Below are 15,369 nucleotides of genomic sequence, written 5' to 3' on the forward strand. Positions count from 1 at the left end.
TGATAAAAAAGGGTAGCCTCGGCTACCCTTTTTTCTTTTCCGATTTTTACAACCCGGTCGCAGTTGCTGACCACCCAGGATTGGTAGCCAGTCATGTCTCTCGAAATCGTTATCCTCGCGGCCGGTCAAGGCACCCGTATGCGTTCGGCGTTGCCGAAAGTGCTGCATCCGGTCGCCGGCAATTCCATGCTTGGCCATGTTATCCACAGCGCGCGGCAGCTTGATCCGCAGCGCATCCACGTGGTCATCGGTCACGGTGCCGATGTGGTGCGCGAGCGCCTGGCGGCTGACGATCTGAATTTCGTGCTGCAGGACAAGCAATTGGGTACTGGTCATGCAACGGCTCAGGCTGTGCCGTTCATCACCGCCGATACCGTGCTGATTCTCTACGGTGATGTGCCGCTGATCGAAGTCGAAACCCTGCAGCGTCTGCTCAAGCACGTCGTACCGGGCCAGATGGGCCTGTTGACGGTAGAGCTCGAAGATCCGACCGGTTACGGCCGTATCGTGCGCGACGCGAACGGCAAGGTTGCCGCCATCGTTGAGCATAAAGATGCCAGCGAAGCTCAGCGCGCAATCACCGAAGGCAACACCGGTATCCTCGCCGTTCCGGCCAATCGTCTGGCTGACTGGATGGGCCGCCTGTCGAACAACAACGCACAGGGCGAGTACTACCTGACCGACGTGATCGAAATGGCGGTCAACGATGGCCTCGTGGTCGCCACTGAACAACCGCACGACCCGATGGAAGTGCAGGGCGCCAACGATCGCAAGCAACTCTCCGAGCTGGAGCGACATTACCAGTTGCGCGCCGGCCGCCGGCTGATGGCGCAAGGCGTGACCCTGCGTGACCCGGCGCGTTTCGATGTGCGCGGTGAAGTGACCGTTGGTCGCGATGTGCTGATTGACGTCAACGTGATTCTCGAAGGCAACGTTGTTATTGAAGACGACGTGGTGATCGGCCCGAACTGTGTAATCAAGGACAGCACCTTGCGCAAAGGCGTGGTGATCAAGGCCAACAGCCACATCGAAGGTGCGGTTCTCGGTGAAGGCAGCGATGCCGGTCCGTTCGCCCGTCTGCGCCCAGGCACAGTGCTCGAAGCGCGCGCACATGTGGGTAACTTCGTCGAACTCAAAAATGCCCGCATGGGCGAGGGCGCCAAGGCCGGGCATCTGACCTACCTGGGCGATGCCGAGATCGGCGCGCGCACGAATATCGGCGCGGGCACCATTACCTGCAACTACGATGGCGCCAACAAGTGGAAAACCGTGTTGGGCGAGGACGTGTTCATCGGCTCCAACAACTCGCTGGTGGCGCCTGTGGATATCTCGTCCGGTGCAACCACGGCGGCTGGCTCGACTATCACGCAGAATGTGGATAACGCGCAGTTGGCCGTGGGTCGGGCGCGGCAGAAAAATATTGATGGCTGGAAGCGGCCGGAAAAGATCAAGAAGAACTGAGTTATCCACAGCTGCACTTAATGCTTGAATCCAAATGTGGGAGCGGGCTTGCTCGCGAATGCGTCGTTTCAGTTTCACATTTCAGTGACTGACCCTCCGCATTCGCGAGCAAGCCCGCTCCCACATTCGTCTGGGTCGTTTCTAAAATTTTCGATCTGTCGCTTGACGATTTATGGCCAATAGGTTTTGATTGCTTCCGATATCTTTCGAATCGAAACTTAAACCGCCATGTCGAAACGCAACACGCCCCAACGCCGGCACAACATCCTCGCCTTGCTCAATGAGCAGGGCGAAGTCAGTGTGGATGAACTGGCCAAGCGCTTCGAAACATCGGAAGTTACGATCCGCAAGGATCTGGCCGCGCTGGAAAGCCATGGACTGTTGCTGCGCCGTTACGGCGGGGCGATCACCATGCCGCAGGAACTGGTGGCAGAACCCGGCCAGAGCGTTTCGAAATACAAACAGGCAATTGCCCGCGCTGCCGTCAAACGCATTCGCGAGCACGCCCGCATCATCATCGACAGCGGCAGCACCACCGCCGCGATGATTCCCGAGCTTGGCCTGCAGCCGGGCTTGGTGGTCATGACCAACTCCCTGCACGTTGCCAACGCCTTGAGCGAACTCGAACACGAACCGGTGCTGCTGATGACCGGTGGCACCTGGGATCCGCATTCGGAATCCTTTCAGGGCCAGGTGGCCGAGCAGGTACTACGCTCTTACGACTTCGACCAATTGTTTATCGGCGCTGATGGCATCGATCTGGTGCGCGGTACCACCACGTTCAATGAACTGCTCGGTTTGAGCCGGGTGATGGCCGACGTGGCGCGGGAAGTGATCGTGATGGTCGAGGCCGACAAGATCGGCCGCAAGATTCCCAACCTGGAGCTGCCGTGGAGCAGCGTCCATACCCTCATTACCGATGATCGCCTGCCTATCGATGCACGCGATCAGATTCAGGCCCGCGGTATCACCGTGATTTGCGCGGCTGTCAGTCAGGAGAAATAAGCATGTGTGGAATTGTTGGCGCAGTTGCTGAACGTAATATCACCGCCATCCTGCTCGAAGGCCTCAAGCGCCTTGAATACCGTGGCTATGACAGTGCCGGCGTGGCGGTTTTCACCAACGATGAAAAGCTTGAGCGCATGCGCCGTCCGGGCAAGGTCAGCGAACTGGAAACAGCGCTGGCCGCACAGCCGCTGGTTGGCCGTCTCGGTATCGCCCACACCCGTTGGGCGACCCATGGTGCACCGTGCGAGCGTAACGCGCACCCGCATTTTTCCGGCGATATCGCCGTGGTGCACAACGGCATCATCGAAAACCACGAAGCCCTGCGTGAACAACTGAAAGCGCTGGGTTACGTGTTCACTTCGGACACCGACACCGAAGTCATCGCTCACCTGCTGAACCACAAACTCAAGGATCAGCCTGACCTGACCGTCGCGCTTAAAGCCACGGTCAAGGAACTGCACGGTGCCTACGGTCTGGCCGTGATCAATGCACAGCAACCGGATCGCCTGGTTGCTGCACGCAGTGGCAGCCCGTTGGTGATCGGCCTGGGCCTGGGCGAGAACTTCCTCGCGTCCGACCAGTTGGCCCTGCGCCAGGTCACTGACCGCTTCATGTACCTTGAAGAAGGTGATATCGCCGAAATTCGCCGCGATAGCGTGCAGATCTGGGACGTTGAAGGCAAAACCGTCGAGCGCCAGACCGTGCAATACAGCGATGGCGCCGAAGCCGCCGACAAGGGCGAATTCCGTCACTACATGCTCAAGGAAATCCATGAGCAACCGTCTGTGGTACAGCGCACCCTGGAAGGTCGCCTGAGCCCGAATCAGGTACTGGTGCAGGCCTTCGGTCCACAGGCTGCCGAGCTGTTCGCCAAAGTGCGCAACGTGCAGATCGTCGCCTGCGGTACCAGCTATCACGCTGGCATGGTTGCGCGTTACTGGCTCGAAGAACTGGCCGGTATTCCTTGCCAGGTCGAAGTCGCCAGCGAATTCCGCTACCGCAAGGTGGTGGTGCAGCCGGACACGTTGTTTGTCACCATCTCACAGTCCGGCGAAACCGCCGACACCTTGGCCGCGCTGCGTAACGCCAAAGAGCTAGGCTTCCTCGCCAGCCTGGCAATCTGCAACGTCGGCATCAGCTCGCTGGTGCGTGAGTCCGACCTGACTCTGCTGACCCAGGCCGGTCGCGAAATCGGCGTGGCCTCGACCAAGGCGTTCACCACGCAACTGGTTGGCCTGTTGCTGCTGACCCTGTCTCTGGGTCAGGTGCGCGGGACCTTGGGCAAAGACGTCGAAGCCACTTTGGTGGAAGAGCTGCGTCGCTTGCCGACTCGTCTGGGCGAAGCGCTGGCGATGGACAGTACGGTGGAGAAAATCTCGGAGCTGTTCGCCGAAAAGAACCACACCCTGTTCCTCGGCCGTGGCGCGCAATTCCCGGTGGCGATGGAGGGCGCCCTGAAGCTCAAGGAAATCTCCTACATCCACGCCGAAGCCTATCCTGCTGGCGAGCTGAAACACGGTCCGTTGGCGCTTGTGGATAACGACATGCCGGTGGTCACCGTGGCGCCGAACAACGAACTGCTGGAGAAGCTCAAGTCCAACCTGCAGGAAGTCCGTGCCCGTGGCGGTGAACTGATCGTGTTCGCCGACGAGAAAGCCGGGATGACCAACGGCGAAGGCACCCACGTGGTGCAGATGCCGCACATCCACGACATCCTCTCGCCGATCCTCTACACCATCCCGCTGCAGTTGTTGTCCTACTACGTCGCCGTGCTCAAGGGCACCGACGTCGACCAGCCGCGCAACCTGGCCAAGTCGGTGACGGTGGAATAAGTTATCCACAGCTGACATTGACCCGCAAAAATCGCAGCCTCGGCTGCGATTTTTGTATCTGATTCGAGGACATCCATGGACCGCTTCCAGGAAATGCAGATCTTCGCCACGGTGGCCCAGGAGCAGGGCTTCTCGGCAGCGGCGCGACGTCTGGGTTTGTCCGCCGCCAGTGTCACCCGGGCGGTGGCGGCGCTGGAGCAGCGCATCGGTACGCAGTTGTTGATTCGTACCACGCGCAATGTGCACCTCAGCGAGGCCGGTCAGCGTTATCTGGAAGACTGTCGGAGAATTCTCGTCGAGGTGCAGGAAGCCGAGGATTCGGCGGCCGGCAGTCACGCCCAGCCCCGTGGGCAATTGACGGTGACGGCGCCGGTTTTGTTCGGCGAGTTGTTCGTCACGCCGCTGATGGCCGGCTATCTGACGCAGTACCCGGACGTTTCGATCAATGCGCTGTTGGTCGATCGGGTGGTGAGCATGGTCGAGGAGGGCATTGATGTCGCGGTGCGCATCGGTGAGTTGCCGGACAGCAATCAGCACGCGATCCGTGTCGGCGAGGTGCGGCGGGTGATCTGTGCTTCGCCGGCCTATCTGGCACAGCACGGTCGTCCCGAGCATCCGCAGGCCCTGGCCGGCACGCCGGTGGTGGCGACTTCGTCCATCGGCCAGTTGCGTAGCTGGCCGTTTGTGGACCAGGGCGAAGCGATCAGCGTGCGGCCCGAGCCGAGGCTGGTGGTCACCGCCAATCAGGCGGCGATTGCGGCGGCCTGCCTGGGGTTGGGGCTGACCCGGGTGTTGTCCTATCAAGTCGCCGGCAAGGTGGCGTCAGGTGAGCTGGAAATCGTCCTCGCCGACTTCGAACTGCCGCCGCTGCCGATCCACGTGGTGTATCAGGGCGGCCGCAAGGCGCCGGCGCGGGTGCGCAGTTTTGTCGACCATGCGGTGAAGGCCCTGCGTGAGCATCCGGCGCTGCAGAACGCGGCGTTATTTCATCAGGTGAAATAATCGATTGCGATTGCTGGTGATTCTATTGCTTTGAGGATGGGGGGAAGATGGCCTCCATCGGCGCTGCCATCCCGAACGGCGCCACCTCCAGCGGAGTCGACCATGCAAGCGATCAAACTCTACAACTTCCCGCGTTCCGGCCACGCCCATCGGGTGGAGCTGATGCTGTCCCTGCTGCAACTGCCGACTGAACTGATCCTGGTCGATCTGGCCAAGGGTGAGCACAAGCAGGCGCCGTATCTGGCGATCAACAGTTTCGGTCAGGTGCCGGCGATCGACGATGGCGGCGTGGTGCTGGCCGATTCCAACGCGATTCTGGTGTATCTGGCGCTCAAGTACGGCAATGGCCGCTGGCTGCCCACCGATCCGCTGGGCGCTGCGCGGGTCCAGCGCTGGTTGTCGGTGGCGGCGGGGCCGATTGCCTTTGGCCCGGCGGCAGCACGCCTGGTCACGGTGTTCGGCGCGCAACTGAATGCCGAGGAACTGATCACCCGCGCGCACAACCTGCTCAAGGTGATGGAACTGGAACTGGGCAAGACCCCGTACCTCGCCGGCAGCGAGCCGACCATCGCTGATGTATCCGCCTACAGCTACATCGCCCATGCGCCGGAAGGCAACGTGTCACTGGATGACTACGCCAATGTGCGTGCCTGGCTGGCGCGTGTCGAAGCCTTGCGCGGTTTTGTCGGCATGCCGCGTACCGTCGCCGGTCTGCAGAAGACTGCCTGAGGGTTCGGCCCGATCTGATCGAGTTATCCACAGTGCGCCAGCGGCGCGGGGAGATGCGTGATGGAACGTTCACCGTGGCACGCTGGCGAGCAACAACTGCAGGCCCATGTCGGCGTTGCCGAACGCATGGAAACCTTCGGCCGCAAGGTGATTCGCGACTGGATGCCGGATCAACACCGCGCGTTCTATGCGCAATTACCGTTCATGCTGTACGGCGCGGTCGATGCCGAGGGGCGTCCATGGGCCAGCGTGCTCGAAGGCGCGCCGGGGTTTGCCGGTTCGCCCGATCCGCAGCACCTGCAATTGTCCAGCCTGCCGGCGGCCGATGATCCGGCGCAACTGCACGACGGCGCCGCCATCGGTTTGCTCGGCATCGAGCTGCACACCCGGCGGCGCAATCGTCTCAACGGTCGCGTCGGCAACCTCGACGCCAGCGGTTTCGCGGTGACGGTGGATCAGTCGTTCGGCAACTGTCCGCAATACATTCAACTGCGCCAGTTCCAGCGCGTGCCGCTGAGTGATCCGCAGACGCGGCCAGCGCAGCATGGCAATGGTCTTGACGACGCGGCCCGGGCCATGATCGAAGGCGCCGACACCTTCTTCGTCGCCAGTTACGTCGAGGTCGACGGGCAGCGTGCGGTGGATGTTTCCCATCGCGGCGGTCAGCCCGGGTTTGTCCGGGTCGAGGGGAATCGCCTGACCATTCCCGATTTCGCCGGCAATCTGCACTTCAACACCCTCGGTAATCTGTTGCTCAACCCCCGTGCGGGACTGCTGTTCATCGACTTTTCCACAGGTGATCTGCTGCACCTGAGCGGGCGTACCGAGATCATTCTGGAAGGGCCGCAGATCGAAGCCTTTCAAGGCGCTGAACGCCTCTGGACATTCGAGGTGGAGCAACGGGTGTGGCGTCCGGCGGCGCTGGCCTTGCGCTGGCGCTTCTATGGCATGTCGCCCACCAGCCTGTTGACCGGCACCTGGGCCCAGGCCGATGCACGCTTGCAGGCCAAGGCACTGGGTGACCGCTGGCGGCCGCTGCGGGTGACCCGCATCGAGCGCGAAAGCCAGCACATCCGCTCGATTTATCTGCAACCGGACGATGGCGCGGGGATGCCGGTGTTTCAGGCCGGCCAGCATCTGCCGCTGCGCTTCAAGCTGGGTGATGAAACGCCTATTCGCACTTACAGCCTGTCCAGTGCGCCATCGGATGATTTCCTGCGTATCAGTGTGAAACGCGAGGGCTTGGTCTCAGGCCATTTGCATCAGCAGATCCGGGTCGGCGATATCCTCGAGGCGCGGGCGCCGCAGGGGCACTTCACGGTGGCGCCGCTGGAGCAACGACCGCTGGTGTTGCTGGCAGCGGGGGTTGGTATCACGCCATTGCTGTCGATGCTGCGCGAGGTGGTTTATCAAGGCCTGCGCACCCGCAGAATCCGGCCGACGTGGCTGCTGCAGAGTTCGCGCAGCCTGGCTGATCAACCGTTTCGCCAGGAACTGGACCGCTTGCTGGAAAATGCTGGCGATGCAGTGCGGGTGGTGCGCTTGCTCAGTCAGCCGGAGGCCGATCTGCAGGAGGGCGAAGATTTCGATCTGCGCGGGCGCATCGACGCTGCGGTGCTGCGCGATCTGCTGGACGTCGAGGATTACGACCAGATCGATTTTGCGGTCTGTGGCCCCGGCGCTTTTACCCAAAGCGTCTACGACAGCCTGCGCGACCTCGATATTCGCGATGCGCGGATCCATGCCGAAACCTTCGGCCCTTCGACGCTCAAGCGCCAGCCGGACCCTGATGCCGTGGTCATCGAGCAGCCGCCGGCCGCCATCACTTCGGTACCGGTAGTGTTCGAACGCTCGGCCAAAGAGGTGCGCTGGCAGCCGGACGGCGGCAGTCTGCTGGAGCTGGCGGAAAGCCGTGGCCTGCGCCCCGAGTTCAGTTGCCGTGGAGGTTCGTGCGGCACCTGCAAGACGCGGTTGCTCAGTGGCGCGGTGAATTATCCACAGCCCCCGGCAGACATGCCGGAAGCGGGGCAGGTGCTGATTTGCTGCGCGGTGCCGGCGCTGAGTGAACAGCCGCTGGTGCTGGATCTCTGACGGCTCATTTGAAATCACGACAACCCCCCTGTGGGAGCGGGCTTGCTCGCGAAGGCGTCAGGTCAGTCGACATGATTGTTTACTGAAAGACCGCCTTCGCGAGCAAGCCCGCTCCCACAGGGGATGTGTTTCAGCAACGGGTCAGGCGTAGGACAGGTCTTTCTCTTCCAGCAGCTCCTGATAAAGCTCGGTCCACTTGCGGGCCATTTCGTCAGCGGTGAACAGCTGCCGGTAACGCGCCTCGGCCTTGATGCCCATGGCTGCCGCGCGCTCCGGGTTTTCCCACAAGGTGCGCATCGCCTCGCGAAACGCCAGTGGATTGCTCGGGGGAACCACCAGGCCGGTTTCATTGTGGATATTGATGTAGCTGGTGCCGGTACCGATTTCGCTGGAGATCATCGGTTTGCCGTACATCGCGCCTTCGAGCAGCGAAATGCCGAACGCTTCGGAGCGCAGGTGCGACGGGAACACGATGGCGTAGCTCAGTTGCAGCAGGGCGACCTTGTCTTCATCGCCCAGACGTCCGAGGAAGTGGATATTGCGCAGGCCCAGCGCAGCGGCCTGGGCATGCAGCTCCAGTTCCAGCGGCCCGGCGCCGACAATTACCACCGGATAGTCCACGTCCTTCAAGGCATCGAGCAGGATGTGCAGGCCCTTGTAATAACGCATGACCCCGACGAACAGGAAAAACTTATCCCCAAGCTGCTGGCGCCAGCGATTCATGCGTTCGCTGTCCGCCTGTGGATAACCGGCCTTGTTCAAGCCGTACGGAATCACCCGGGTCTTGTCCTGGAACTGCTGCAACACGTCGCTGGTGTGCAGGTAGTTCGGCGATGCCGCGACAATCCGGTCGGCGCTGGCGAGGAAGCGGTTCATCAGCGGTCGGTAGAGTTTGAGCAGATGCTTCTGGCGGATGATGTCCGAGTGGTAGGTCACCACGCTCGGCTTGTTCATGCCGCTGGCGAAGTGCACCAGGTCCATGAACGGCCAGGGGAAGTGGTAGTTGACCACATCGGCTTCGGCGGCCAGCTCGCGAAACTGTTTGAACACGCTCCAGGAAAAACCGGTGGAGGCGAACTGGATGTCGAGTCTGGCGCGATGCACTTCATGTTGACCGAGTTGCACCACGGGTGGGGTCGGATCGGCGCTGAGGGTCAGCACCTGACCGTCGATGCCATGATGCGCGCCGCTTTCGCACAGCTGGAAGATCACCTGTTCGATGCCGCCGACCGAGTCAGGCAAGTAGGTTTTGAAAAAGTGAAGAACTCGCATTCAGCCTCCCATGGCCTGGCGGTAGGCACCGGCGGTGGCCTGTGCGCAACGTACCCAGGAAAAAAGCCGCGTCCGGTGCAGTCCGGCTTCTCGGCAGGCCCGCCAATGCGCTTGATCGTCGATCAGGCGATTCAGCGCATCGCGCAAGCCGTGTGCATCGTCAGGTTCAATGTAGTTGCCTGCCGCGCCGGCAACTTCCGGCATGGCTGAAGATCGGGTGAGGATCACCGGGGTGCCGCTGGCCATTGCTTCCAGGACCGGCAGACCGAAACCTTCATACAGTGATGGAAACACCAGCGCCCGGGCGCCCGCCAGCAGCTGGGCGACGTGTTCATCCGGCAGATAGCCGAGCAGGCAAACGTGTCCTGACGCCAGGGCCTGGCGCAGTTCGTCGCTGAACTGGGCCTGTTGCCAGCCGGCCATGCCGACGATCAGCAGCGGAAAGCGCTGGCGTACGGCATCCGGCAGCAAGGCGTGGGCACGCAGGGCCAGGCTCAGGTTCTTGCGCGGTTCCAGGGTGCCGACACACAAAAAATATTCTCGCGCGGCAACGGCATGCGCTTTGAGCACCGCTTCGATGGCGTGTGGTTCCCGTGGGTGGAAGCGCTCGGCCACACCCAGTGGCGCCACCACGAAACGCTCGGCCGGCAGGCCGAAGTAGGCTTGGGCTTCGTCGGCGATCGCCTGTGAGTCGGTCACGATCCGTTGCGCCTGTTGCACGCCAGCAGCCAGGCGCCGTTCGATTTCCTTGAGGCGCGCCGCCGGTTGCGAATCAGGAAAGTGCAGATGGGTCAGGTCGTGCAGGGTGATCACGGTCGGGCCATCGAAGGCCAGTGGCCACAGGCTCGGCTCGTGATACAGGTCGATGCCTTGCGTGCGGCCCTGATCGAAGCGTTTCTGCTCCAGCCAGCGCCGTGCCTGATAGGCGCCGGGGATCTGCCGCAGCAGCGGCGTCAGGCGCGAATAGCCGGGCATCGCCGCTTCCGGCAGCGCCGAACTCCAGCCCCAGCCGTGGAACAGCGCCACTTCGACATCGGTGGTGCTGCGCAAGGCGCGAACCAGTTCGGCGACGTAATGGCCGATGCCGGTGCGCGGAGCCTGCAGAATCCGGGCGTTAAGGGCAATGCGCATACGGCCTCGCTGGCGCCGATGGCGCTTTCAGGACGTTGTGTGCGGTGCGTTCGGTCAATTGGGCGCTGGCCTCGCGCCAGCCGATCCAGCGCCAGTCAGCCACATTGCGAGCAGCGGGGAACTGACCGCTTTGCTGGAATCGGATGATCAAGTCGGCGAGGCTTTGCGGATCCTGCAAATCGAAGTAGGCCATGAACTCGCCGCCGATTTCGCGGAACACCGCGATGTCGCTGCCCATCGCCGGCAAGCCGCGCTGCATGGCTTCTACCAGTGGCAGGCCAAAGCCTTCGACAAACGAGGGGAACACCAGCGCACTGGCGTGGGCGTAGGCATGTTCGAGGCTGGTGTCGCTCAACTCGTTGAACATGAACAGGCGGCGATTCAGTTCAGGATGATTGTGCACCCGGGCGAGCAGAGCGTCGCACTTCCAGCCGATGCGTCCGGCGATGCACAGCCGCGCCGTGCAGCCGGCGGCCCAGGCCTGCTCGAAGGCATCGAGCAGGTACGTGTGGTTTTTGCGCGGTTCGATGGTGCTGACCATCAGGAACACGGGCTCCGGTGTACTGAACAGTTGTTGCAGGCGCGGTTCGACCGTAGACCTGGCGCTGTGCAGATCCAGTTCGGAGCCGAGATGGAAATAATCGAACCAGAGTCTGTCGGTGCGTGCCGGGCCGACCCGTCGCTGCAGTTCGGCGCGCAGCTGATCACGCACCGTTGCGGAAATCGCCATGTAGCCATCGGCGGTGCGGGTGATCCAGTCGAACCATGCGCTGAAGACCTGCACCAGCCGCGTGTCGTAGAACTGCGGGTGGGTCAGCGGGATCAGGTCGTAGATCACGGCGACGATACCCACCCCGTCACGCTTGAGTTGTTCGACGTGGGGAAAAAAGTCCGAATGCCAGGATGAATCCAGCAGCACCAACTGGTCGCCAGGCTGATATTGCAGTGGCGTGCAGCGCTTGAGCAGTTGCTTGCGGTTCATCAGTCTGATCAGGCGTAGCGGACAACCAAACAAGCCGAAGGAGGTCAGCCGGTAAGCGACGTACAGAATGCGTCGGGTGAATTTCGACGGACAGCGTGGATCAAGGCGCTGGTGCCACTGCCAGAATCGGTGGGCGAGGCGTTCCAGCCGCTCGCCAAAGGTCGCAACGGCGTTGAGCAAAGGCGAGTCCAGCGGGGCCAGGCGTGTGACCCGATAGAGCTGGTCCCTGAGCGAAATCACCGGCAGGCACTCGACATCACCCACCCGCTCGGGCAGTTGCTTGATGACGTTACGCACCACTCGTTGAATACCGGAGTTGATCGTCGGGTGCTTGAAGACGTGGGTGCACTCCACCAGCAGCCGGGTCATGGTGCACGCTCGGTCAGCTCTGCCTCGGTATGGCGGGTGATCGAGGTCTTGGCGTTGAGCCAGGAACAGCCGACGAAATCTTCCTGGCGGTTGTTGATCACATGAAACACCAGGCCGTAATCGCGCCATTCGAAGTTGCGGTCCAGGTGCGAGTCCAGGCGTGACAGGCTCAGCGATACGGAATAGTTGCCCTTGCCCAGGCCCATGACGAAGGCAAAGCGGTAAGTGAAGCGTTCGCCGGCGTGCAGGTCAGTCAGAGCCTTGTTCAGACGATGGGTGTTGATGCCATACATCATCTGGCCCAGACGATCCTTGAGGATGAAGCCGAGCACCAGTCGTTCAATGTCGCGCCGAACCTCCACCTGAACTTCCAGTACCACTGGCTGGCCGACCTCGGCAGCGTCGATGGCGCGATCGTGTTCGTCCAGCAGGCGCACACTCAGAATGCCTGCCTCGCCGGTGCCGGACACGGTTTGCACTTCGCCGCCGGCGAGCATTTCCTGACGCACGATCTGCCCTTCGCGTTCGGCCATCAGGGCGTTGTAATAGTCGAGCACCACTTCCGGCTTGTCGTACAGGGCCATGCGCCCATCCTTGAGCAGGATGGCCGAATCGCAGATCGACTGGATGGCCGAACGATCATGGGAGACGATCAGCAAAGTGGTACCGGCCTTGCGGAAGCTGCGGATGCGTTCGAAGCTCTTGTGCTGGAAGTAGGCGTCACCCACCGACAGGGCCTCGTCGACGATCAGAATGTCCGGGCGCCGCGCGGTGGCGACGCTGAACGCCAGGCGCATTTGCATGCCGCTGGAGTAGGTGCGGACCGGCTGGTCGATGGCTTCGCCGATTTCCGCGAAGTGTTCGATGTCCGGCATCAGCGCTTCTATCTCGCTGACCTGCAGGCCCAGCAACTGCCCGGCCATGAACGCGTTCTGGCGACCGGTGAAGTCCGGGTGAAAGCCCATGCCCAGCTCCAGCAGTGCGGCCACGCGACCTTCGATTTCGATCTTGCCGCACGTGGGCTGAGTGGTGCCGGTGATCATCTTCAGCAACGTGCTCTTGCCCGCACCGTTGGCGCCGACGATCCCCACCGCCTCGCCGGGCGCGATCTCGAACGCGACATCCTGCAGTACCCAGTGCTGATGGTGACGAACGGGTGAAAAAGGTATCAGCCATTCCGCCAGGCGACTCCAGCGCGTCGGGTACTGTTTATAGGCCTTGCCCAGGCCTGTAACGCGAATATGCCCCATCAGAGTTCATCCACCATTTCGCCGACGCGCTGGCGAAACAGGCGCAGGCCGATCAGACACATCAGCACGGCGGCGATGAACGCCGGTAGCAGCGAACTCCAGACCGGCCATTGCCCATACAGGAACAGGTTCTGATAGCTGCCGATCAGGCTGGTCAGCGGGTTGAGCTGCAACAGACGCTGGACCCACTCTGGCAGGATCGTGATCGGGTAAACAATCGGCGTCAGCCAGAACCAGAACTGCAGGCAGATGGCGAAGAGCTGGCCGACATCACGGAAGAACACGTTCAACACGCCAAGAATCATTCCCAGCCCGGCGCAGAACATCATTTGCAGCGCGATCAGCGGAATCAGCGCCAGCAGCGCCATGCCCGGCCAGCGTCCGGTGACCAGCAGGAAACCCAGAAACAGGGCGATGATGATCGCGAAATTGATCCCGGCGTTGATCAGCACGATCACCGGCAGGCAGATACGCGGGAAGCTGATTTTCTTCAGCAGGTTGGCGTTGTCCAGAAACATGGTCTGGCTGCGCAGGGTGATTTCCGAAAACATTCCCCAGGCCAGCAACCCGGCGCAGAGATAGACGCTGTAGGCCATGCTGTCGTCCACACCCGGCAGGCGCGCGCGCATGATGTGCGAGAAGATCACGGTGTAGACGATGATCATCGACAGCGGATTGAAGATCGGCCACAGAGCGCCGAACAGTGAGTTGCGGTACCGCGCTTGAAACTCCCGCTGCACGCTGCCGAGGATGAAACCCCGGTAGCTGTGCAGCGAGCGGTAAAGGGAAAGCAGCATTCAATCCGTCCTGCCGTATTGGTCTTCGAAGCGCACGATATCGTCTTCACCCAGGTATTCGCCGCTTTGCACTTCGATGATCACCAGGTCGATCACGCCAGGGTTTTCCAGGCGATGCCGGTGTCCGGCGGCGATGAACGTCGATTCGTTCTTGGCCACCAGATGGGTGCCCGTGCCGTTGTTGGTGACCTTGGCCATGCCTTCGACCACGACCCAGTGTTCGTTGCGGTGATGGTGCATTTGCAGCGACAGCTTGCCGCCGGGCTTGACCACGATGCGCTTGATCTTGAAGCGCGGACCTTCCTCGAGCACGGTGTAGGTGCCCCATGGCCGGCTGACGGTGCGGTGCAGGCGATAGGCTTCGTGGGATTTGTCCTTGAGCTGCTTGGCGACACGCCGCACATCCTGAGCGCGGTCGGCGTGGGCCACCAGCACGGCGTCGGCGGTGTCGACGATGATCAGGTTATCCACACCGACGGCGGCCACCAGCCGGCCTTCGCTCTGCACGAAGTTGTTGTGACTGTCGATGAAGACCGCTTCGCCACTGGCACGATTGTTGTCGGCATCGGCCGGCACCAGTGCGGCCACGGCGCCCCAGGAGCCGATGTCGCTCCAGTCGAAACCGGCGGGCACCACCACGACTTTTTCCGAGCGCTCCATCAAGGCGTAGTCGATGGATATGTCGGTGATTTCGGCGAACAACGCCGGTGACAGTTCCTGTTGCAGGCAGCCGACGGTTTCCACCGGGGCGCTGGCGTCCATGCACGCGCGGGTCTGTTCCAGCAGCTCCGGGGCATGCCGTTGCAGCTCGTTGATCACGGTCGCGGTGGTGAAACAGAACATGCCCGAGTTCCACAGGAAGTTGCCGCTTTCCAGGTAATGCGTGGCGGTCTGCAGATCGGGTTTTTCCACGAAACGCTGCACTTTCGCCGCGCCTCTGGCGTCCAGTGGCGCGCCGGTCTCGATGTAGCCGAAGCCGGTTTCCGGGGCAGTCGGCAGCACACCGAAGGTCACCAGATAACCGTCCTTCGCCAGGTTGACCGCGTGTTCGACGGCACTCTTGAGTGCGTCCTGGTTGACGATCAAATGGTCGGCGGGCATCACCACCATGATTGCGTTGTCGCCGTGCAGCGCCTGCAGTGACAGGGCCGCTGCGGCAATCGCCGGGGCGGTGTTGCGCCCGGTCGGCTCCAGCAGGAAGTGCCCGCGATGGCGCGACACGTGGGCGGCGCAATAGTGATCCTTGCTCTGGAAGTAGTACTCGCGGTTGGTCACCGTGACGATGTCGCCCCAGCCGTCGAGCAATGCTGCCGCCCGCTGGTAGGTCTTGCCGAGCAGCGACTGGCCGTCGGGCAGGGTCATGAACGGCTTGGGATGGCCCTCGCGGGACACCGGCCACAAACGAGTACCGGCACCGCCGGACAGAATCACGGGGATCAGCATGA

At 61.9% G+C, this 15,369-nt stretch carries 12 protein-coding genes; 6 read left to right on the top strand and 6 right to left on the bottom strand.

Going from position 1 to position 15,369, the window contains the following annotated elements:
• Positions 1 to 93 precede the first annotated feature (93 nt).
• The 6 genes from glmU to LCH64_RS16050 all read left to right on the top strand — a co-directional run bounded on the left by glmU (position 94) and on the right by LCH64_RS16050 (position 8,123).
• Positions 94 to 1,461 carry a bifunctional UDP-N-acetylglucosamine diphosphorylase/glucosamine-1-phosphate N-acetyltransferase GlmU gene (gene glmU / locus LCH64_RS16025; RefSeq protein ID WP_226500716.1) on the top strand — a complete coding sequence of 456 codons (1,368 nt, stop codon included), beginning with the start codon at positions 94 to 96 and terminating at the stop codon, positions 1,459 to 1,461.
• A 228-nt stretch (positions 1,462 to 1,689) separates the two neighbouring features.
• Complete coding sequence (locus tag LCH64_RS16030; RefSeq protein ID WP_045122690.1) at positions 1,690 to 2,466, top strand: DeoR family transcriptional regulator; 777 nt, start codon at positions 1,690 to 1,692, stop codon at positions 2,464 to 2,466.
• A 2-nt stretch (positions 2,467 to 2,468) separates the two neighbouring features.
• Positions 2,469 to 4,301: a glutamine--fructose-6-phosphate transaminase (isomerizing) gene (glmS, locus tag LCH64_RS16035; RefSeq protein WP_226500717.1), complete on the top strand. Its 1,833-nt coding sequence runs from the start codon at positions 2,469 to 2,471 to the stop codon at positions 4,299 to 4,301.
• Between the two features lie 75 nt (positions 4,302 to 4,376).
• Positions 4,377 to 5,303, top strand: a complete 927-nt coding sequence (locus LCH64_RS16040) for a LysR family transcriptional regulator (RefSeq protein WP_226500718.1) — start codon at positions 4,377 to 4,379, stop codon at positions 5,301 to 5,303.
• Positions 5,304 to 5,405: 102 nt separating this feature from the next.
• A complete protein-coding gene (locus tag LCH64_RS16045; RefSeq protein WP_226500719.1) occupies positions 5,406 to 6,032 on the top strand; it encodes a glutathione S-transferase in 627 nt (208 codons plus the stop codon).
• A gap of 60 nt (positions 6,033 to 6,092) precedes the next feature.
• Positions 6,093 to 8,123 (top strand): pyridoxamine 5'-phosphate oxidase family protein, encoded by a 2,031-nt coding sequence (locus tag LCH64_RS16050; RefSeq protein WP_226500720.1) that lies wholly within the window; start codon positions 6,093 to 6,095, stop codon positions 8,121 to 8,123.
• Between the two features lie 141 nt (positions 8,124 to 8,264).
• Here LCH64_RS16050 and LCH64_RS16055 read toward each other — a convergent pair whose 3' ends face one another.
• From LCH64_RS16055 to LCH64_RS16080, 6 genes are read right to left on the bottom strand one after another with little or no spacing between them, the layout of a single operon-like run.
• Positions 8,265 to 9,395 (bottom strand): glycosyltransferase family 4 protein, encoded by a 1,131-nt coding sequence (locus LCH64_RS16055; protein WP_103484008.1) that lies wholly within the window; start codon positions 9,393 to 9,395, stop codon positions 8,265 to 8,267.
• The gene (locus LCH64_RS16060; protein WP_226500721.1) at positions 9,396 to 10,526 is read right to left on the bottom strand and encodes a glycosyltransferase family 1 protein; all 1,131 of its coding nucleotides are present in this window, start codon (positions 10,524 to 10,526) and stop codon (positions 9,396 to 9,398) included.
• Positions 10,510 to 11,877 carry a glycosyltransferase family 1 protein gene (locus tag LCH64_RS16065; RefSeq protein WP_226500722.1) on the bottom strand — a complete coding sequence of 456 codons (1,368 nt, stop codon included), beginning with the start codon at positions 11,875 to 11,877 and terminating at the stop codon, positions 10,510 to 10,512. The genes LCH64_RS16060 and LCH64_RS16065 overlap by 17 nt, the downstream gene beginning before the upstream one ends.
• A complete protein-coding gene (locus LCH64_RS16070) occupies positions 11,874 to 13,127 on the bottom strand; it encodes an ABC transporter ATP-binding protein (protein WP_226500723.1) in 1,254 nt (417 codons plus the stop codon). The genes LCH64_RS16065 and LCH64_RS16070 overlap by 4 nt, the downstream gene beginning before the upstream one ends.
• Positions 13,127 to 13,924 carry an ABC transporter permease gene (locus tag LCH64_RS16075; RefSeq protein ID WP_003229757.1) on the bottom strand — a complete coding sequence of 266 codons (798 nt, stop codon included), beginning with the start codon at positions 13,922 to 13,924 and terminating at the stop codon, positions 13,127 to 13,129. The genes LCH64_RS16070 and LCH64_RS16075 overlap by 1 nt, the downstream gene beginning before the upstream one ends.
• Entirely contained in the window at positions 13,925 to 15,367 is a 1,443-nt protein-coding gene (locus tag LCH64_RS16080; protein ID WP_003229756.1) for a mannose-1-phosphate guanylyltransferase/mannose-6-phosphate isomerase, read from the bottom strand.
• Between the last annotated feature and the right edge of the window lie 2 nt (positions 15,368 to 15,369).

Source organism: Pseudomonas sp. MWU16-30322 (genome assembly GCF_020515535.1).
Lineage (GTDB): Bacteria > Pseudomonadota > Gammaproteobacteria > Pseudomonadales > Pseudomonadaceae > Aquipseudomonas > Aquipseudomonas fluorescens_H.